18 protein-coding genes and 1 pseudogene are annotated in these 18,312 nt (G+C 69.2%); 9 read left to right on the forward strand and 10 right to left on the reverse strand.

The window, feature by feature from the left end; genetic code table 11:
• Positions 1–67 precede the first annotated feature (67 nt).
• Complete coding sequence (locus ASE02_RS09340; protein ID WP_056733451.1) at positions 68–667, forward strand: SOS response-associated peptidase family protein; 600 nt, start codon at positions 68–70, stop codon at positions 665–667.
• Here ASE02_RS09340 and ASE02_RS09345 read toward each other — a convergent pair.
• Both ASE02_RS09345 and ASE02_RS09350 read right to left on the reverse strand, forming a co-directional pair.
• On the reverse strand, positions 664–2,991 hold the full coding sequence (locus ASE02_RS09345; protein WP_056733453.1) for a PAS domain-containing sensor histidine kinase: 2,328 nt from the start codon (positions 2,989–2,991) through the stop codon (positions 664–666). The genes ASE02_RS09340 and ASE02_RS09345 overlap by 4 nt on opposite strands.
• A gap of 119 nt (positions 2,992–3,110) precedes the next feature.
• Positions 3,111–3,893: an SDR family NAD(P)-dependent oxidoreductase gene (locus ASE02_RS09350; protein ID WP_056733455.1), complete on the reverse strand. Its 783-nt coding sequence runs from the start codon at positions 3,891–3,893 to the stop codon at positions 3,111–3,113.
• A gap of 57 nt (positions 3,894–3,950) precedes the next feature.
• Between ASE02_RS09350 and ASE02_RS09355 the strand changes: the two genes are divergently transcribed.
• On the forward strand, positions 3,951–4,379 hold the full coding sequence (locus tag ASE02_RS09355; RefSeq protein ID WP_056733457.1) for a YkvA family protein: 429 nt from the start codon (positions 3,951–3,953) through the stop codon (positions 4,377–4,379).
• A 6-nt stretch (positions 4,380–4,385) separates the two neighbouring features.
• Here the strand turns inward: ASE02_RS09355 and ASE02_RS09360 are convergent, their stop codons facing one another.
• The 3 genes from ASE02_RS09360 to ASE02_RS09370 form a co-directional block, all read right to left on the reverse strand.
• On the reverse strand, positions 4,386–5,261 hold the full coding sequence (locus ASE02_RS09360; RefSeq protein ID WP_056733547.1) for a DMT family transporter: 876 nt from the start codon (positions 5,259–5,261) through the stop codon (positions 4,386–4,388).
• A 94-nt stretch (positions 5,262–5,355) separates the two neighbouring features.
• Positions 5,356–6,207 (reverse strand): SDR family NAD(P)-dependent oxidoreductase, encoded by an 852-nt coding sequence (locus ASE02_RS09365; RefSeq protein WP_056733458.1) that lies wholly within the window; start codon positions 6,205–6,207, stop codon positions 5,356–5,358.
• A gap of 225 nt (positions 6,208–6,432) precedes the next feature.
• Positions 6,433–7,434, reverse strand: coding sequence for an NADPH:quinone oxidoreductase family protein (locus tag ASE02_RS09370; RefSeq protein ID WP_056733460.1), 1,002 nt, complete (start codon positions 7,432–7,434; stop codon positions 6,433–6,435).
• Positions 7,435–7,767: 333 nt separating this feature from the next.
• Here ASE02_RS09370 and rlmN point away from each other — a divergent pair, with 333 nt between their 5' ends.
• From rlmN to ASE02_RS09385, 3 genes are all read left to right on the forward strand, one after another.
• Positions 7,768–8,949 carry a 23S rRNA (adenine(2503)-C(2))-methyltransferase RlmN gene (gene rlmN, locus ASE02_RS09375; RefSeq protein ID WP_056733462.1) on the forward strand — a complete coding sequence of 394 codons (1,182 nt, stop codon included), beginning with the start codon at positions 7,768–7,770 and terminating at the stop codon, positions 8,947–8,949.
• 86 nt (positions 8,950–9,035) lie between these two features.
• Positions 9,036–9,464 (forward strand): DUF350 domain-containing protein, encoded by a 429-nt coding sequence (locus tag ASE02_RS09380; RefSeq protein ID WP_056733464.1) that lies wholly within the window; start codon positions 9,036–9,038, stop codon positions 9,462–9,464.
• 12 nt (positions 9,465–9,476) lie between these two features.
• A complete protein-coding gene (locus ASE02_RS09385; protein WP_056733467.1) occupies positions 9,477–10,319 on the forward strand; it encodes a serine protease in 843 nt (280 codons plus the stop codon).
• On the opposite strand, the gene ASE02_RS09390 is transcribed toward ASE02_RS09385, so the two are convergent.
• The 3 genes from ASE02_RS09390 to ASE02_RS09400 form a co-directional block, all read right to left on the reverse strand.
• Positions 10,316–12,037, reverse strand: a complete 1,722-nt coding sequence (locus ASE02_RS09390) for an MFS transporter (protein WP_056733470.1) — start codon at positions 12,035–12,037, stop codon at positions 10,316–10,318. The genes ASE02_RS09385 and ASE02_RS09390 overlap by 4 nt on opposite strands.
• Before the next feature lie 39 nt (positions 12,038–12,076).
• Positions 12,077–13,582, reverse strand: a complete 1,506-nt coding sequence (locus ASE02_RS09395; RefSeq protein ID WP_056733471.1) for a response regulator — start codon at positions 13,580–13,582, stop codon at positions 12,077–12,079.
• Between the two features lie 79 nt (positions 13,583–13,661).
• Positions 13,662–14,042 carry a helix-turn-helix domain-containing protein gene (locus ASE02_RS09400; RefSeq protein ID WP_056733472.1) on the reverse strand — a complete coding sequence of 127 codons (381 nt, stop codon included), beginning with the start codon at positions 14,040–14,042 and terminating at the stop codon, positions 13,662–13,664.
• A gap of 103 nt (positions 14,043–14,145) precedes the next feature.
• On the opposite strand from ASE02_RS09400, the pseudogene ASE02_RS23325 reads away from it, so the two are divergent.
• The 4 genes and pseudogenes from ASE02_RS23325 to ASE02_RS09415 form a co-directional block, all read left to right on the forward strand.
• A pseudogene (locus ASE02_RS23325) lies at positions 14,146–14,334 on the forward strand (response regulator transcription factor); the annotation flags it as partial.
• A 124-nt stretch (positions 14,335–14,458) separates the two neighbouring features.
• Positions 14,459–14,851: a hypothetical protein gene (locus ASE02_RS09405; protein WP_235536659.1), complete on the forward strand. Its 393-nt coding sequence runs from the start codon at positions 14,459–14,461 to the stop codon at positions 14,849–14,851.
• Between the two features lie 201 nt (positions 14,852–15,052).
• Positions 15,053–15,400, forward strand: a complete 348-nt coding sequence (locus ASE02_RS09410; RefSeq protein WP_056733474.1) for a hypothetical protein — start codon at positions 15,053–15,055, stop codon at positions 15,398–15,400.
• A 78-nt stretch (positions 15,401–15,478) separates the two neighbouring features.
• Complete coding sequence (locus ASE02_RS09415) at positions 15,479–15,922, forward strand: hypothetical protein (RefSeq protein ID WP_056733476.1); 444 nt, start codon at positions 15,479–15,481, stop codon at positions 15,920–15,922.
• A gap of 16 nt (positions 15,923–15,938) precedes the next feature.
• On the opposite strand, the gene ASE02_RS09420 is transcribed toward ASE02_RS09415, so the two are convergent.
• Together ASE02_RS09420 and gshB are read right to left on the reverse strand one after the other, a co-directional pair.
• Positions 15,939–17,186, reverse strand: a complete 1,248-nt coding sequence (locus tag ASE02_RS09420) for a YifB family Mg chelatase-like AAA ATPase (protein WP_056733478.1) — start codon at positions 17,184–17,186, stop codon at positions 15,939–15,941.
• A 120-nt stretch (positions 17,187–17,306) separates the two neighbouring features.
• Positions 17,307–18,254: a glutathione synthase gene (gene gshB / locus ASE02_RS09425; RefSeq protein WP_056733479.1), complete on the reverse strand. Its 948-nt coding sequence runs from the start codon at positions 18,252–18,254 to the stop codon at positions 17,307–17,309.
• Positions 18,255–18,312: the final 58 nt, after the last annotated feature.

The following is an 18,312-nucleotide window of genomic DNA, read 5'->3' on the forward strand; positions in this document are numbered from 1 at the left end:
TGAGAGGGCGGCCGCAGCGATGCGGCCGCCCTTTTCATTGGGCCGCGTGAACCGTTAGGCTTGGCCCATGTGCAACGAGTTCCAGCGCCACAAATTGCTGACCGCCGCCATCGAGGAATTCGACCGGCGCTCGCTGCCGTTGTTCAAATGGCAGGACGGGCTGGTCCCCAATCTCGGCGCCCAGCCGTCGATCAAGATCCGAGACAGCGCCGTGATCGTGCGGCTGGCGGGGCGCGAACTGGTCGGCTCGACCGCGACCTGGGCCTGGCCGGGGCCGGGTGGCGCGCCGGTGTTCAACTTCCGCTCGGAGGGGCGGGATTTCTCTCATAGCGACCGGGTGCTGATCCTGGCCGACGGCTTCTTTGAATACACCCAGCCGCAGGCGCCGAAGGTGAAGCTGAAGGACCGCCACCTGTTCACCCATGCGGGCGACGACTGGTTCTGGATCGCCGGGATCGTGAAGGAGGGCTGCTTCACCATGCTCACCACCTCGCCCGGCCCTGATGTCGCGCCCTATCACGACCGCCAGATCGTCACCTTCGGCCCGGAGGCGGGGATGGAGTGGCTGAAGCTGTCCCGCTCGCCCGCCGAACTGCTGGGCCCTTCGCCGGGCGGAACCCTGGTGGTGCGGACCTTGCGCAAGGACGGGGTGGAGCTGGCCGCCTAGGCGGACATCGCCTCGCGGCTCCGCTCCAGGGCCTCGCGGACCGCCGAGCCGAGCTGCTCGGCGCGGAACGGCTTGCGCAGCAGCGGCCAGCTCAGGGTCTCGGCGCTCTCGCCCAGGCGCTCGCCGGCGTAGCCGGTGGTCAGCACGATGGGCAGGCGCGCGTCGCGGGCGTGGGCGGCCCTGGCCAGGTCGACGCCGCTCATGCCGCCCGGCATGACGATGTCGGAGATCAGCAGGTCGAAGCGCTCGCCGGCCTGCAGGCGGGTCAGCGCGCTCGGGCCGTCGGCGGCGCCCTCGACCTGGCAGCCGAAGTCGGTCAGCAGGCTCTCGGTGACGGCGCGGACCGCGGCGTCGTCCTCCACCAGCAGCACGCGGGCCCCCAGCGCCCAGGGCGCGTCGGCCGCGTAGGCCAAGGCCGACGGCGGCTTGATCGCGAGGGCCTCGGCCGCCGGCAGATAGAGGCAGACCGTCGCCCCAAAGCCGATCGAGGAGTCGATGGTCACCGTGCCGCCGGCCTGATTGACGAAGCCGTGGACCTGGGCGAGGCCCAGCCCCGTGCCCTTGCCGACGTCCTTGGTGGTGAAGAAGGGCTCGAACGCCCGCGCCAGCGTCGAGGCGTCCATGCCGGCGCCGTTGTCGGACACCGCGACGACCACGTAATCGCCGGCCTTCACGCCGGCGACCTCGCCCTCGGCCAGGGTGCAGCGCTCGGTGGCGATCTCGACATCGCCGCCGGACACCGACACCGCGTCGGCGGCGTTGACCACCAGGTTCAACAGGGCGGCCTCGAACTGGGCGGCGTCCAGGCGCGCTGCGCCGACCGCGCCCTTGTGCCGGACGGTCAGGTTGACGGCCTCGCCGACGGCGCGCCGCACCAGCGGTTCGACCTGCTCGATCAGGGCCGGGACATCGATGACCTCCAGCTTCAATTCCTGACGCCGCGAGAAGGCCAGCAACTGACGGGTCAGGCGTTCGCCTCGGCGCCCGGCGGCCAGGGCGGCCTCGGCCAGCCGCGTCACGCGCGGGGTGTCGGTGGGGCGCTTTAGGATCATGTCCAGCCCGCCGATCACCACGGTCAGCAGGTTGTTGAAGTCATGCGCGACGCCGCCGGTCAGGCGCCCCACGGTCTCCAGCCGCTGCGCCTGGGCGAGGGCGGCCTCGGTCTCGGCGCGCTCATGCAGGCTTTGCTCAAGCTCGCGGGTGCGTTCGGCGACCCTCAGCTCCAGATCGCTGCGTGACTCGACGATCTCGGTGATGTCGCTGGAGGTCCCGAACCATCGATGAACGCCGCCGGTCTCGTTGCGGACCGCCGCCGCGCGGCCGGCGACCCAGCGCCAGACCCCGTCATAGCGACGGAGCCGATACTCGATGTCGTAGGGCAGCCCGCCCTTCACGGCCTGGCTCCAGGCCTGCTGGACGCCGTCCCGATCTTCGGGGTGGACAGCGTCCAGCCAGCCGCTCCCGAGGTGCTGTTCGGCCGGGCGGCCGGTGAACGCCGCCCACTGCGGGCTGAGATAGTCGCAAGCCCCGTCGGCGCGGGTCGACCAGATCAGTTGCGGCAGGCTGTCGACCAGGGCCCGGATGCGCGCCTCGCCGGACCGCAGCGCGGTCTCCGACTGTCGTTGGGCGGTGACGTCCCGGAAGGTGACCGCCAGGCCGCCGGCCACCGGCACGGCGCTGGACCGCAGGTAATGTTCCTGGCCGCGGATAACCCGGCGAACCTCGACGTCGTCGGATCCGCCGCTGTGCAGGACCGCGGCGAGTCTCGTGAACAGGTGCTGGTCGTTCTCGTCGGGATAGATCTCCAGGATACGCCGGCCCTTGAGACCCGGCAGGCCGGCCTGGGCCATCCGCTCGGCCGCTGGGTTGCCGTAGGAGCAGAGGAAGTCGACCAGTGCGCCCTCGCTGTAGATCGGTTCGACGATCACAAAGCCGTCGCGGGCGTGTTCCTGGAAGATCCGGAAGCGCTCCTCGGCGGCGACGCCGCGCAGCACCGCGATGCGGATCGCCCGGCCGATGAAGACCGTGGCCGCGGCGCTGGCGACGAACATGGCGAGTTCGAGCAGGTGAGGTTCGGGCAGCCAGAGGGCCCAGACCGTGCCGGCGGCGGCGAGGGTCGCCAGCAGGCCGCCGCGCGCGCCGGCGACTAGGGTCGCGAACAGCACCGCCGGATAGAAGGCCATGTAGTTGGGCGGCGAAGTCATCAGCAGCCCGGCCGCGCCGCGTAGGGCCGCCGCCGCGCCGACCGCGCCAACCGCAGCGGCATAGGCGAGAGTCGGACGCTCGATCGCCGTCGCGAACCGCTGCGCCCATCGTCCCATCATGGCGCTATCAGAGCCCCCCACGAAGTTCCGCCGATACGGAACCCCCAAAAGGCCGCGACGTAAAGTGTCGCTGAAAATTCATGAAGGCCGCCGGGCCCCGGCGGCCTTCATGGTGGAGCTTAGCGCGGCGCCATCCGGATCGCGCCGTCGAGGCGGACGTCTTCACCGTTGAAGTAGCCGTTGGTGATCATGGTCAGCGCCAGCTGGGCGTAGTCTTCGGCGTTGCCGAGCCGCTTGGGGAACGGAACCGAGGCGGCCAGGGCTTCCTTCACCTGCGGCGGCGCGGCGTTCATTAGCGGGGTGTTGAAGATCCCCGGCAGGATGGTGTTCACGCGGATGCCGTCGCCGGCCAGGTCGCGGGCGATGGGCAGGGTCATGCCGACCACGCCGCCCTTGGACGCCGAATAGGCCGCTTGGCCCATCTGGCCGTCTTCAGCCGCCACCGAGGCGGTGTTGACGATGGCGCCGCGTTCGCCGTCTTCCAACGGGGCCAGGTCCAGCATGCCCTTCGCCGACTTGGCGATGCAGCGGAAGGTGCCGACCAGGTTGATCTGGATGATCAGGTTGAAGGCGTCGAGCGGGAAGTGCTTGGTCTCGCCGGTGGCCTTGTCGCGGCCGGCGGTCTTGATGGCGTTGCCGGTGCCGGCGCAGTTGACCAGGATGCGTTCCTGGCCGTGGGCCGCGCGGGCCTTGGCGAAGGCCGCGTCGACCTCTTCTTCGGAGGTCACGTTGACCTTGCAGAAGACGCCGCCCACTTCCTTGGCGACCGCTTCGCCCTTGGCTTCGTTCATGTCGAAGATGGCGACCTTGACGCCATGGCTGGCGAGCGAACGCACGGTGGCTTCGCCGAGGCCGGAGGCGCCGCCGGTGACGACGGCCGCAATGGAGGAATCGAGTTTCATGGACGCTTGGCTCCCGTTCACGTCTAGTATGGTCTCGTTATCTGAGGCTTTAGCTTGATGAGCGCGAACTCAAAAGCGTCACCCCACGTCAATGACCCGGCTTTCGATGCGAAGGACGCCTTGAATCCATCGCGAGCGATGGTTCCGGCCGTGGCCCGCGTCAACGAGCGACGGGTGGCGCGGGGCTTCTGGCCGAAGATCCGGCGGGTGGCGGCCAAGGTTCCCTTCGCCGGCGACGCGCTGTCGATCTGGTTCTGCGCGCGCGATCCGGCGACGCCGGCGGGCGCCAAGGCGATGATGATGGCGGGGCTGGCCTATTTCGTCGTGCCGACCGACGCCATTCCCGACTTCCTGGCGGTGGTCGGCTTCACCGACGACGCGGCGGTGATCGCGGCCCTGCTGGCCATCGTCGGCAAGAACCTCAAACCGCGCCACAAGGCCGAGGCCCAGGAGCTGTTGGCGCGGATGGTGCGCGAGCCTGAGTGAGCGCCTCTAAGCGGTGAGGTCTGAACTCGCCGTCGCGGCGGCGGCCTTGGTCTTGCTGATCTGATGCTCGCGCCAGGTGATGAAGAGGGTGGAGACGACCACCACGCCCGACCCGACCACGGTCCAGATGTTGGGGATCTCGTGGAACAGGGCGACGCCGACGATCACCGTGAACACCAGGCGGATGTAGTCGATCGGCGCCATCGCCCCGGCGTCGCCGATCGACATGCCCTTGATGTAGCAGCCCTGGGTGATGGTCCCCAGCACGCCCATCGCCCCCAGCAACACCAGGTCGAAGGGCTCTGGCCAGCGCCAGGTGAAGAAGGCGCCCGGAATGCCCATGAGCAGGCCCAGCGTCGCGGCCCAGACCAGCAGGACGGTCGGTGAGTGGTCGCGGGTCATCACCTTCATGCCGGTGATGGTCAGCGCGAACAGGAAGGACGAGGCCAGCATGGCCGCCGCCGGCCAGCCGATGGCGAACTCGCCCCCGACGCCGGGCCGCAGCATGATCAGCACGCCGATGAAGCCGATGACCGCGGCGCCGATGCGCAGGGGGCCGACGGTCTCGCGCACCACCAGGGCCGCCAGCGGCACCAGCCACAGGGTGCGGGTGAACGACAGCGCGTTGGCGTCGGCCAGCGGCATCTTCTGGAACGCATAGAACGACAGGATCATCCCCAGCGTCCCGGCCGCCGAACGGAAGATCAGAATGCCAGGCCGGGTGGTGGCGAAGGCCGCGCGCCGCCGCTTCAAGATGATCGGCAGCAGGATGATGAACCCGGCCAGCTGCCGATAGAAGGTCTGCAGCGACGCCGGATAGTCGTCGCCGAGATACTTGATCAGGGTGGTCATGGCGGTGAAGGCGACCGCCGAGGCCACCATCCACAGCGCGCCTTCCAGGTTGCGGTCCGCGGCCGGCGCGGCAGGCTTGTCGTCGTGGCTCACGAATCTGACCTGCGCGCCGGCGATGGCCTGCTCAAGGTTGGGCCGGGATCATGTCGCCCAGGATGGTCGCGAACGGCGAGACCTGCGTCGTGTCCCAGGCGTGGCGGCTGCCGACGGTGATGCCGCCGTCGACCACCAGATGCGTGCCGGAGACGAAGGCCGCGGCGTCGGAGGCGAGGTAGAGCGCCGCCTGGGCGATGTCGTCAGGCAGGCCGGCCTTCGGCACCGGTTGGGCCTTGGAGGCGTTCTCGGCCACCTGGGCGGCCATTTGGTCGGCCACTTCGCGCGGCAGGCCGAAGGAGGCGCCGAAGATCGAGGTGGCGATCAGGCCCGGGCAGATGGCGTTGACGCGGATCTTCTGCGGCGAGAGCTGGGCGGCGGCCACGCGGCTCATGTGAATGACGCCGGCCTTGGCGGTCGAATAGGCGATCGGGCCATAGCCGGCCTGCAGCCCGGCGATCGAGGCGGTGTTGATGATCGACCCGCCGCCGCGCTCCAGCATCAACGGCACGGCGTGTTTCATGCCCAGCGCCGGACCGCGGACCAGGATGTCGAAGATCCAGCTCCAGCCTTCGGCGGTGATCTCGGGGATGGAGCTCATCCGGTCGGAGATGCCGGCGTTGTTGAACAGGATGTCGAGGCCGCCGAACTCGGTCTTGGCCTTCTTCACCGCGGCCTCGATCTCGGCCTCGCTGGTGACGTCGCAATGGGCGTAGACGACCTTGCCGGGGAAACGCTTCTCGAGCATCGCGCCCTTTTCGTCCTGGATGTCGGCGGCGACCACCTGGGCGCCCTCGGCGACAAACAGTTCGACCGTGCCCAGCCCGATTCCCGAAGCCGCGCCGGTGATCATCGCCACCTTGCCGTCCAGACGCCCAGCCATGTCTCGCTCCCGTTATGTTTTTATATGATCAGCGATCACTAAAGCGGCTTCGCCTCGGCGTCGAGGCGCCATCTCCTGAAGTTCTTTCCTCCGCTGCGTAGCGGGGGAGGGGGACCGCGCGTAGCGTGGTGGTGGGGGCGAGACTGGGCTCTGAGCTTGTGGCCGCCCCCTCCACCGGCTTCGCCGGTCCCCCTCCCCCATCAAGATGGGGGAGGAAAAGACCTATCAGTCGACGATCACGACGACCTTGCCCATGGCCTGGCGGCTGCCCAGGTGGGCGATGGCGTCGGCGCCGCGTTCCAGCGGGAAGCGCTCGGAGACGTGCGGCTTGACCTTGCCCTGGGCGTAGAGCTCCAGCAGCTCGTCGATGCTCTGCGAGAATAGCTCGGGATTGCGCGCCGCCCAGTTGCCCCAGAACACGCCGACGATCTGGCAACCCTTCAGCAGGGCCAGGTTCAGCGGGATCTTCGGGATGTCGCCGGCCGCGAAGCCGACCACCAGATAGCGGCCTTCCCAGGCGATGGAGCGCAGGGCCGGTTCGGCGTAGTCGCCGCCGATGGCGTCATAGATCACGTCGAAGCCGTGCTCGCCGCCGGCCTCCTTGAAGAGGGCGCCCAGCGCCTTCTGGCCGTCGCGGTCGAACGGACCGCGGCCATAGACCACGCCGGCGTCGGCGCCGTGCTTGATCGCCAGGTCGACCTTCTCTTGGCTGGAGCAGGCGGCGACGACGCGCGCGCCCATGGACTTGCCCAGTTCGACGGCCGCCAGGCCGACGCCGCCGGCCGCGCCCAGCACCAGCAGGGTCTCGCCGGCCTTCAGGTCGGCCCGATCCCTTAGCGAGTGCCAGCTGGTCCCGTAGGTCAGGATGAAGGCCGCGGCGATGTCATGCGGCATGGTGTCGGGGATGTGCCACAGGCGGTTGGCCGGCAGCAGGACTTCCTCGGCCATGCCGCCCGACCCGGTGTTGGCCAGGATGCGGTCGCCGACCTTCACATTGGTCACGCCTTCGCCGACCGACTTGACCACGCCCGACAGCTCGCCGCCGGGCGAGAAGGGGCGGGGCGGCTTGGACTGATACTTGTCCTCGATCATCAGCACGTCGGGGAAGTTGACCCCGACCGCCTTGACCGAGATCACCGCGTGGCCGGGCTTCGCCTCGGGCGCGGGGATGTCCTCGACCACCAGGGTTTCGGGTCCGCCCGTCACCTTGCTGAGCACCGCTTTCATGTCCGTCTCCCGCGTCTGAAATTGATTGGCGCGGACGCTAGCGCAGGGGGGGAAGCGGCGAAAGGGGCGGTTCGAACATTTGTTTGAGTTGGGGCGGCGGCGCGCGTCTCCAACCCCCTCGTCATCCTCCGGTCAGCCGCTGGCTGATCCGGGGGACCCAAGCGGCCTAGCCAGTTCTGCACCTCAGCTTGGGTCCCCCGGATCGTCTTTCAGACGACCGGAGGATGACGATGTGGGGGTTGGGCGCGGTTCGATATTCAGCCGCAGGGCCGCCCATTTGGAATAAAGCCCCCGATCGCCTATATTCCGCGGCTTCCAGACAGCGAGTTTCCCTTGGGCGTCACCCTTGATCTTTCGCGCGGGTCTTCCGCGTCCGTCGCTATTAAGCCGAACCTCTCGGGCCTGACCCGCAAGGGGCTGGTCGAGGCGTTGGTCGCCGCCGAGGTGGTCCGGCCCGAAAAGGCCAAGATGCGCGCCACCCAGCTGTGGCGCTGGATCCACCACTATGGGGTCACCGACTTCGCGGCCATGACCGACGTGGCCAAGGAAACCCGCGCGGTGCTGGAGGAGGCCTTCAGCCTGACCCGCCCCGAGGTGGTCGAGCGCCAGGTGTCCAAGGACGGCACCCGCAAGTGGCTGATCCGCATGGCGCCGGGCATCGAGGTCGAGACCGTCTACATCCCCGACGTCGGCCGGTCGGGCGCGCTGTGCGTCTCCAGCCAGGTCGGCTGCACGCTGAACTGCACCTTCTGCCACACCGGCACCCAGGCCCTGGTCCGCAACCTGACCGCCGCCGAGATCGTCGCCCAGGTCCAGGTGGCCCGCGACGACCTGGCCGAATGGCCGAGCCCCAAGGCCGACCGCCGGCTGTCCAACATCGTCTTCATGGGCATGGGCGAGCCGCTCTACAATCTGGACAACGTCGCCGACGCCATCGACATCATCGCCGACGGCGAGGGCATCGCGATCTCGCGCCGGCGGATCACCGTCTCCACCTCCGGCGTCGTGCCCGAGCTGACGGCGCTGGGCGAACGCACCCAAGCCATGCTGGCCATCTCGCTGCACGCCTCCAATGACGAGCTGCGTGACGTGTTGGTGCCGATCAATAAGAAGTACGACATCGCCGCGCTGATGGCCGGCATCCGCGCCTATCCGGGTCTGTCGAACGCCCGCCGCGTGACTTTCGAGTACGTGATGCTGAAGGGCGTCAACGACAGCCCCGCCGAGGCGCGCGCCCTGCTGAACCTGCTCAAGGGCATCCCGGCCAAGATCAACCTGATCCCGTTCAATCCGTGGCCGGGCACCGACTACGAGTGCTCCGACTGGGGCGCGATCGAGAGCTTCGCGGCGATCCTCAACCGGGCCGGCTACGCCTCGCCGATCCGCACGCCGCGTGGCCGTGACATCCTGGCGGCCTGCGGTCAGCTGAAGTCCGAGAGCGAGAAGGTGCGGGCCAGCACCCGGCGCAAGCTGGAAGCCGCCGCCGCCGCGGCGGTCGATGAGCCGGCGGCCTGAAGCGCCTTAACCTCTAGCCATTGCCAAGGCGCGGCCCGTCCGTGCTAACCATTCGGCCCAGTTCTTAGATCTTGCTGACGGGTCCCATGCCGCCACAGCTCCAGTCTCCCGAAATCCAGGCGTTCGCCACCGGGTTCCCGATCACCCTGATGCACATCGGGGTGACGATCCTGATGCTGTTCGTCGGGGCCACGATCTATGTGCTGATGACGCCGCATCGCGAGATTTCGCTGATCCGGGAAGGCAACGCCGCCGCCGCGATCTCGCTGGGCGGGGTGCTGCTGGGCCTGTCCATTCCGCTGGCCACGTCGCTGGCCCGCTCGACCTCGGTCATCGAGATCGGCCTGTGGGGCGCGGCGACGGTGGCGCTCCAACTGCTGATATTCCGGCTGGTCGACCTGCTGCTGCGCGGACTGCCGCAGCGGATTCAGGACGGCGAGGTGGCGGCCGCCGCCTTGCTGGTCGGGGCCAAGCTGGCCTCGGCCTTGATCATCGCCGCCGCGGTCGGCAGCTGAGTTTGAGCTGACATGCACTTTCCCCGGCTGCCCGATTGGCTGGTCTATCTGGCGGTGGTGCTCGCCCTGCTGATCGCCGCCATTGGTCGCCAGGAACGCGCTGACGCCCCGCCGCCGCCGCCGCCGGTGGCGAGCGGCGAGGGGCTGCCGCTGGGGCCGGCCTCGCCGTTCGATCCGCAGGTGGTGGTCGATGTCCCGGACAAGGCCGAGCCTGGGGTCGGGACGGCTTTCTCGGTGGCCGAGACCGGCGTCTGGATCACGGCTCGCCACGTGGTCGACGGCTGCACCGAGGCCGCCATCGTGGTGGCCGATGGGCGCGGCGTCGAGGCCAAGGTCCGTATCGATCCGCGCGGCGAGGCCGCCATCCTGACCACTGAAGGCGGCTCGCCGCCCCTGCCGATGGGCCTGGACCAGCCGCTGCGCAAAGGCGATCGCGCCTTCCATCCCGGCTTCCCGCAAGGCCAGGCCGGGGAGGCGACCTCGCGGCTGCTGGGGCGCGAGAACCTGGAGGTCCGGGGGCGCGGGGCTCGCACCGAGCCGGTGCTGGTCTGGGCCGAGACCGGCCGCACCGACAGCCTGAAGGGCACGCTGGCCGGCCTCTCGGGCGCGCCGGCCCTGGATCGCGCCGGGCGGGTGATCGGGGTGACGGTGGCCGAGGCCCCGCGTCGCGGCCGCATCTACACCACGGCCCCGGAAACCGTCATCGCCGCCCTGAGCGCCACCCATGAGCGGCCCTCGAGCTTCGCGGTCGGCGAGCCGATCACCACCGACAACTACGGCCGGGTGGCTGACAGCCTGCGCCGCGACCTGCGGGTCGCCCAGGTGATCTGCCTGAAGACCGGCCCGGTGACCTAAGGCGCTGCCGGCGTCTCTTCGTGGATCGGCGGCAGTCTCGCCACCATGAAGGCCAGGACGATGCCGATCACCCCCAGCAGGGCCGAGTAGCAGAAGAACACCATGTAGCCGGAGCCGAGCGCCGCGGCCGAGACGCCGGACTTCTCCATGGCGCTGGCGAAGGTCTCGGGCGGCAGGGCGGCGAACAGGCTCTTAAGCGAGGCGAACAGTCCGCCGGAATCGGCGGCCGCCGCCGCGCCCTCGACGATGCGGCCCGACTGCGAGGCCACCAGTTTTCCCAGCAGCGCGTAGAGCGAGGAGAACAGCGCGTACTGGGTGGCGGTGAAGCCCTGTCCGGTCAGGCTGGACATGTAGGCGATCAGGCAGGTGCCGGAGAACCCGGAGGCCACGTTGTCGACGCCGATGGCGACGCTGAGCGCCCAGAGCTGCGGACCCTGGGTGGCCAGCCAGGCGAAGACTAGGTTCGAGATCGGCCCGGCGAAGGCGCCCACCACCAGCGCCCGGATCAGGCCGAAGCGGGCGATGGCGAAGCCGCCGAGGCCGACGCCCAGCACCGACATCACCGCGCCCAGCACCTTGCGCACCTCGGCGATCTCGAGCTTCGAGAACCCCATGTCGAGATAGAAGGGGTTCATGATGTTGAGCACGAAGTCCGACAATCGGTAGACGCAGATCAGCGCCAGGATCAGGCCCGCGGCCTGGCCGTAGCGGCGGAAGAAATCGGCCAGCGGCGCGCCCAGCGCCACCCCCAGATAGCGGCCCGGCCGGGTCTTCAGGCCAGGGGCGGGGCGGGCGGCCAGGAAGATCACCACCGCGCCGATCACCACGCCGCTCACCTGGGCGAAGACGCCCCAGGGCTTGGCGCTCCACATGGCCTCGACGCCCGCCGCCGCGCCGGGCAGGCCAAGCTTGGTCAGGCCGCCGGAGAGGATCGCCGCATTGCCCGCCAGGCCCGAACCGAGGACCAGCGCCCCCAGCACGAAGAGCCCGAGGCGGATCGCCCATTCGACGCCGTCGCGGGCCGGGGCGGCGGGGATGTCGTGGGCGTCGATGCGGCGGATCTCATGCTGCGCCTCGCGCGGCGCGCCGAGCACGCCCAGCACCCCAACCAGCATCAGCAGCGCCATGATGGCGTAGGAGGTGTTCCAGCCGACGAATTCGGAGAGGGCCAGCGGCACGACGCCGGCCACGATCATCGCGATCCGGTAGCCCCACTGATAGGCCGCGGCCATGGCGCCCTGTTTCTCGGTCACCGCCGCCTCGATCCGCCAGGCGTCGATGACGATGTCCTGGGTGGCCGAGACGAAGCCCACCATCACCGCGAACAGCGCCATCAGGCCAAGGCTGACGGCGGGATTGGTCCCGGCGATCAGCCAGAGGCCCAGCACGATCAGCACCTGGCAGACCAGCATCCAGGATCGCCTGTGGCCGAGCCACTTGGTCACCAGCGGCACCGTCGCGCGGTCGACCAGCGGGGCCCACAGGAACTTCAGCGAATAGGCCAGGGTGGCCAGGCCGAAGAAGGCGATCACTTCCAGCGACAGCCCCGCGTCCCGCAGCCAGGCCGACAAGGTGTCGAAGATCAGCAGGTTCGGCAGGCCCGAGGCGAAGCCCAGCGACAGCATCACCAGCGAGCGGCGCTCGAGATAGACGGCCAGGGCCTGCAGCGTTCCGGGTTTCTTCCCGTCCTGCGCGGCCGCCTGGCTTTCGGTGGTCATGTTCGGCGTTCCCCATGCGTGGGGCCGCCCCCAGGCTCGTCAGCCGACCTTGGCGTGGTCCGCCTTTTCCGTCCAGTCGGACGCCCCGGTCCAGCGCGCCAGCGCGCCGCGCAGGGCGCCCGGGCTGAGCGGTTTGACCAGGAAATCGTCCATGCCGGCGGCGAGGCAGGCGTGGCGGTCTTCCTCGAAGGCGTTGGCGGTCAGGGCGACGATCGGGGTCCTGACGCCCTGGGCGCGGGCCTGTTGCGCGGTTTCCAGGCCAGACATCCCCGGCATCCGCATATCCATCAAGATCAGGTCGTAGACGCCGACCGACAGCGCGGCCAAGGCTTCCTGACCGCCGCCGGCCTGATCGACGCGGCAACCCTCGCGGGTCAGCAGGGTGCGGGCCAGCAGGGCGTTGATCGGATTGTCCTCGACCAGCAGGATGCGGGCGCCCGGGGCGGCGGCGGGCGCCACCCGGTCGTCGTCGTGGCGTTCGGAGCGCTCGGCGTGGGCGCCGAGCACGGCGAGCACCCGTTCGGCCAGCGAGGCGCGGCGCAGCGGCTTGATCAGGTATCCGGCGTATCCGGCCGCCCGGTAGGCGTCGATATGGCCGCGTTCCTCGGGCGCCAGCAGGATCAGGGCGGTGCGTCCGGCCGGCGGGGTTTCGGGCGCCACGGCGCGGTCGATCATCAGCACGTCGCCCGGCCCGGTCGCCTGCAGCGCGGCGGCCAGATCCTTGGCGGCGACGGCGAGCCCGCCGGCGGCGGCGATCTGGCGATGGGCGGCGTCGCTGACGATGGGGTTGGCGCAGGCAATGGCGATGGTGCGGCCGGCCAGGCTCTGGTCGGGCTGGGCCGGCAGCTGCGTCAGGTCCGCCTCGAACCAGAACGCCGCCCCGCCGTGGGCGGCGGTCTCCACCCCGACCGACCCGCCCATGGCGGCGGCCAGCTTGCGGGCGATGGCCAGGCCCAGGCCCGCGCCGCCTAGCTGTACGTCGTTCAGCGGATCGGCCTGTTCGAAGGCCTCGAAGATCTTCTCGCGCGCCGCGGCGCTGACGCCGGGACCGGAGTCCTCGACCGTGAAGCGCAGGCCGGCGGCGACCTGCGCCACCGTGATCAGCACCCCGCCCTGGGGCGTGAACTTGATGGCGTTGCCGGCGAAGTTCAGCAGGATCTGGCGCAGCCGGCCCTCGTCGGCCACCGCCTGGCCGATGCCGGCCGGGGCGGCCCAGGCGATCTCCAGGCCCTTTTCATGGGCGCGCGGCGACAGCAGTTCGCAGACCGAGCGCAGCAGGCTCTCGACCTCGAAGGTGGTGGGGAACAACTCGATCTTGTCGGCGCCCAGGCGCGCGAAATCCAGCACGTCGTTGACCAGCCCCAGCAGGTGCTCGCCGGACTCGCGCAGGGCCGAGACATAGGCGCGCTGCTCCTGGGTCAGGCGGGTGCCTTCCAGCAGCCGGGCCATGCCGAGCACACCGTTCAGCGGGGTGCGGAATTCGTGGCTCAGCGAGGCGAGTTGCTCGGCGCTGACGCGCGGGTCTTGGTTTGGATCGACGTTCATCGACCAAGAGCCTACGCCTCGCGGCTTAACGGGCGGTCAAATCCGGGATGATCGGTCGCCAGGGCCGGTTGTCGGCTGTTCAGCCGGCCGCCATCTCCTGGGCCAAGGCGACCAGCGCGGCCCGGGCCGAGGCGCGGGGAATGGCGGCGTAGGCCTCCAGGAGCTCGGTGGCCCCGGTCAGGGCGAGGGCCTGCAGGATCTCGTCGGCGGCGTCGGACATGCCGCCCTCCTCGCCGACCAACCAGCCGACGGTGGTGTCCAGGGCCGAGGCGATCGCCACCAGCATCGAGCCCGAAACCCGGTTGGCGCCGCGTTCGTATTTCTGGATCTGCTGGAAGGACACGCCGACGCGATCGGACAGCACGCCTTGGCTGATGCCCAGCGACTTTCTGCGCAGCCGCATCCGCGCGCCAATTGCGATATCGACGGGATCAGGGCCTATGGCGTCATCAAGGGGCATGGGTTTCTCCCCGCTCGCTCACGAAATTCTTTCACGGGCCTAGGCCCGAATACACCATAACAAGTAGACGGGCTCCTACGCGAGTCGCTAACGTGTTCATCTTATGCGCGCACCGCAAGAGATCGCCGCAGACCCAGTCGAGCTTCTGACCCCTCGGGAGCGCGAATGCCTGCGATTGGTCGACCGTCACCTCAGCTCCAAGCAGATCGCCCGCGAACTCGGGATGTCGAAGGCGTCGGTCGACACCTATTGCGACCGGGCGCGCAAGAAGCTCGGCGTCGGCGACCGTTATTCCGCCGCCCGGGCGCTCGCGGCGCGTGAAACCGCTGTCCCGATCGTGTCGGGACAAGACGCAATCAGGACAGACGCCACCGCGCTCCTATGGGCTGATGAAGCCCAGCAAGGAGACCGGACCGATGGGCGATTGGTTGAGAGAACTGGCGGACGCCAGGGTGACGATGGCGGATCTGGAGCCCGATCGCGGGACGACGAGCCGTCGGGCCGCGGTTGGACAGGCGATGCGGGTTCGCGACGAGGTGCAAGCCTTCGAACGCCGCTGGCCGACCCCGCAGAACTCCGAGCCGGTGGTCCCGGGCTTTACCTGGACCCAGCTCGAACGCCAGCTCGCGGACCTGGCCGACACGCCGTTGAAGGCGAACATGGCGCGCGAACTGGTTTCGGCCACCCGCAAGATGTCGCGTTTCAAGCCCCCGGAAATGGTGCTGAGGGAAATCCTCTGCCTGACCTGGGCGCTGTTGGACGAGGGCTTCCAACCGGACTTGGAGCCGGGATTGGCGGGCGCACCCTAGGGCCTGCCGCCCGACTGGGCATGGTGGGCGTGATCGCCATCGTCTCGGCCCTGTCGTTCGGGGCGTTGCTGGCGGGCCTCCACGCCCTTCAAGACCTTTTTTAGGGTCTTAATCTTAAATTAAAACGGGGCCTTAGCCCTGATTTCCTACCCTTCACATCGTCAGAAGGCGCCGGCTGCCCCGTGCGCCAGGAGATCCCTCATGCTTAAGCAACGCCGTATGATCGCCGATCAGGTCGCCGCTAGCCTGTTCGAAGCCGAGGCCGCCATTGATATCGCCCTGGCCAAGACCGCCGGTCTGGCCGGCGTCATGCCTGGCCTGCGCGCCGACGCCGGCCTCTCGGCCCTGATCGGCCAGGACGCCGTGGAACGGGCCAGCGAGGCCCTTACGCTGCTGGCCCAGGCCCGCCGCGCCATCTGCGAGACGCACAAGGAACTGGACGTGGCCAAGACCCAGATCGGTCTGGGCGCCGTGATGTACGGCGGCGTGCAGAAGCCGCCGAACTTCGCCATGGAAGCCACCCGCCCGCTGCGCGCCGTGGCCAGCTGATCGTCTTCCAGTAAAAGTTGCATCCTGCGGGATTAACCGCAGTATCGGGACCCTCAGGAGGCTGAGGGTCCCGTCGTCATGTTCAGCTCGACCCCGGAACGTGTCTGGGCCATCGCAATGTTCGCGGTCTCCGCCTTCGCCCTCTGGCGCGGCGGGCGGACCGAACGTGTCGTGGCCATCGCCAACATCGTCGCCTGGATCGCCACCATTGTGGTCCAGAACCGCAGCAACTGGGTCGATCCCCAGTGGGGCATGTTCGCGGTCGATGTCGCCTTCCTGCTGGTGCTGCTCTGGTTCGTGATCCGCGGCAGCCGCCTGTGGATCCTGCCGGCGGCGGCGTTCCAGCTGCTGGCGGTGGTGACCCACGGGGCCATCCTCGCCGACGGCGGGGTGCGGGCCTGGGCCTATCTGACCGCGCTGATCCTCTGGAGCTATCTGGTGCTGATCACGCTGGCGGTCGGCGCCTACACCTACTGGCGGCGCGAGGCGGCGCCGGGCCACGCGCAGGTTCAGGCCTGGTAGCGTCCGTCGTCGTGCTTCAGACCAGGGCCGGCGCCGGTTGGCCCATTCGCCGGTAGATCAGCGCCTCGGCCACGTGGATGCGGCGCACCGGGCCGGCGCCTTCCAGATCGGCGATGGTGCGGGCCAGGCCAAGGGCGCGGGTCCAGCCGCGGGCGGTCAGGCCGCCGGCCTCGGCGGCCTTGGCCAGCAGGGCGCGGCCGGCGGGATCGAGGTCGGCGATCTTTTCCAGGAAGTCGCCCTGCGCCTGGGCGTTCAGCCTCGCGCCGTCATCCCCGGCGCGGTCGGCCTGCAGCTGGCGGGCGGCGGCCTGCTCCGTGCCCTCGGCCGGGGCGGGCAGGGCCAGGTCCGCGGCGCTCACCGGCGGCACGTCGATCTGCAGGTCGATGCGGTCCATGAACGGACCGGAGACCTTCATCTGATAATCGGTCTGGCAGCGCGGCGCCCGGCCGCAGGCCCCGCGTCCGGCCCCGCCCATGCCGCACTTGCAGGGGTTCTGGGCGGCGACAAGCTGGAAGCGGGCCGGATAGCGCACATGGGCGTTGGCGCGGGCCACCACCACCTCGCCGGTCTCCAGCGGCTGGCGCAGCGAGTCCAGCGCCTGGCTGGAGAACTCCGGCAGTTCGTCGAGGAACAGCACGCCGTTGTGGGCCAGCGACACCTCGCCCGGCTTCACCTTCAGCCCGCCGCCGGTCAGCGCCGCCATGCTGGCCGAATGGTGGGGGGTACGGAATGGACGGGTGCGGGTCAGGGCGCCCCTGGCGATCAGCCCGGCCACCGAATGGACCATCGAGGTCTCCAGCAGCTCGGCCGGGGACAGCGGCGGCAGCAGGCCCGGCAGGCGGGCGGCCATCATCGACTTGCCCGAGCCGGGCGGCCCGCTGAACAGCAGATTGTGACCGCCGGCCGCGGCGATCTCCAGCGCCCGCTTGGCGTTCTCCTGGCCCTTCACGTCGCGCAGGTCGGGAACCATCATCGGCCCAGGCTTGGGCGGCGACAGGATCTGGGTTCCGCGGAAGTGGTTGACCACGGCGATCAGCGACGGCGCGGCCAGGTTGGCGATGATCCGTTTGGACGGCATGGCCAGGCCCAGGCCCGCGAAGGCCGCCCGGACCCGCTCGCGGCTCTCGGCGACGGCCTTGTCGCCCAGGCCGACCAGCATGAACTTCATCTCGCCGCCGGTGAGCTGAACCTCGACGTCGACACGTCGGGCCTCGACGCCCTGAAACGCTACCGTGACGACTCGGGACGCCCTGCCAACCCCCAGAAATGGCTCAACTTATCCACAACCCCAGCACGGCGTGCGGGGCAGATCAAGAACAAAAATAGAACTTTTGGAGAAGTTGAGACGATTCCGCGACTTATGCGTGTCTCTTTGCGTTACAAACTAAGCCGTTGCACGGATCTGTTCAATACGGTCCCACATGATCGCTGTCGCATCGATTCCGCTGAACCGCTTGAGCGCCTGGGCGCCGGTCGGCGAGGTGACGTTGATCTCGGTCATGTAGTCGCCGATCACGTCGATGCCGACGAACATCAGGCCGCGCCGCTTCAGCTCCGGACCGATGATCGCGCAGAGCTCCAGATCGCGGGCCGACAGTTCGACCGCCTCGGCGGTGCCGCCGACCGCCAGGTTCGAACGGATCTGGCCTTTCTTGGGCACGCGGTTGATGCCGCCGACCGCCTCGCCGTCGACCAGCAGGATGCGCTTGTCGCCCTTGGAGACCGCCGGCAGGAATTTCTGGGCGATCACCGGCTCGCGGCTGATGGCGCGGTGCAGGTCGAGCATGGCGTCGAGGTTGGGGTCGTCGGCCAGCAGCCGGGCCACGCCCGATCCGCCCAGGCCGTAGAGCGGCTTCAGCACGATGTCGCCATGGCGGGCGCGGAAGTCGTAGATCGCCTCGATGTCGGCGGTGATCAGGGTCGGCGGCTGCACGCCGGGGAAGTCGGTGACGAACAGCTTCTCGGGCGCGTTGCGCACCTCGGTCGGATTGTTCACCACCAGGGTCTTGGGATGCACCTTGTCCAGGAAGTGGGTCGAGGTGATGTAGGTCATGTCGAACGGCGGGTCCTGGCGCAGCAGGATGACGTCGAACTCGGCCAGGTCGCGAACCTCCCAGGGGCCGAAGCTGGCGTGAGCGCCGTTGACCGCCTGGACGGTGACGCTGCGGCCCCGCGCGGTGACGGCGCCATCCTCCATCGCCAGGCGGTCGGGGGTGTAGACGAACAGGTCGTGGCCCCGCTCCTGCGCGTTGAGCAACATCAGGAAGGTCGTATCGCCCTCGATGTTGACGGCCTCGAGGGGGTCCATCTGGACGGCGACCTTCAACGGCATGGGGAGAGCTCCTTACGGCCAAGGCGCCACGGCCAAGGCGTCTGAGATAGTTCGGCGG

The sequence above is a fragment of the Phenylobacterium sp. Root700 genome, from assembly GCF_001429025.1.
Taxonomy (GTDB): Bacteria; Pseudomonadota; Alphaproteobacteria; order Caulobacterales; family Caulobacteraceae; genus Phenylobacterium.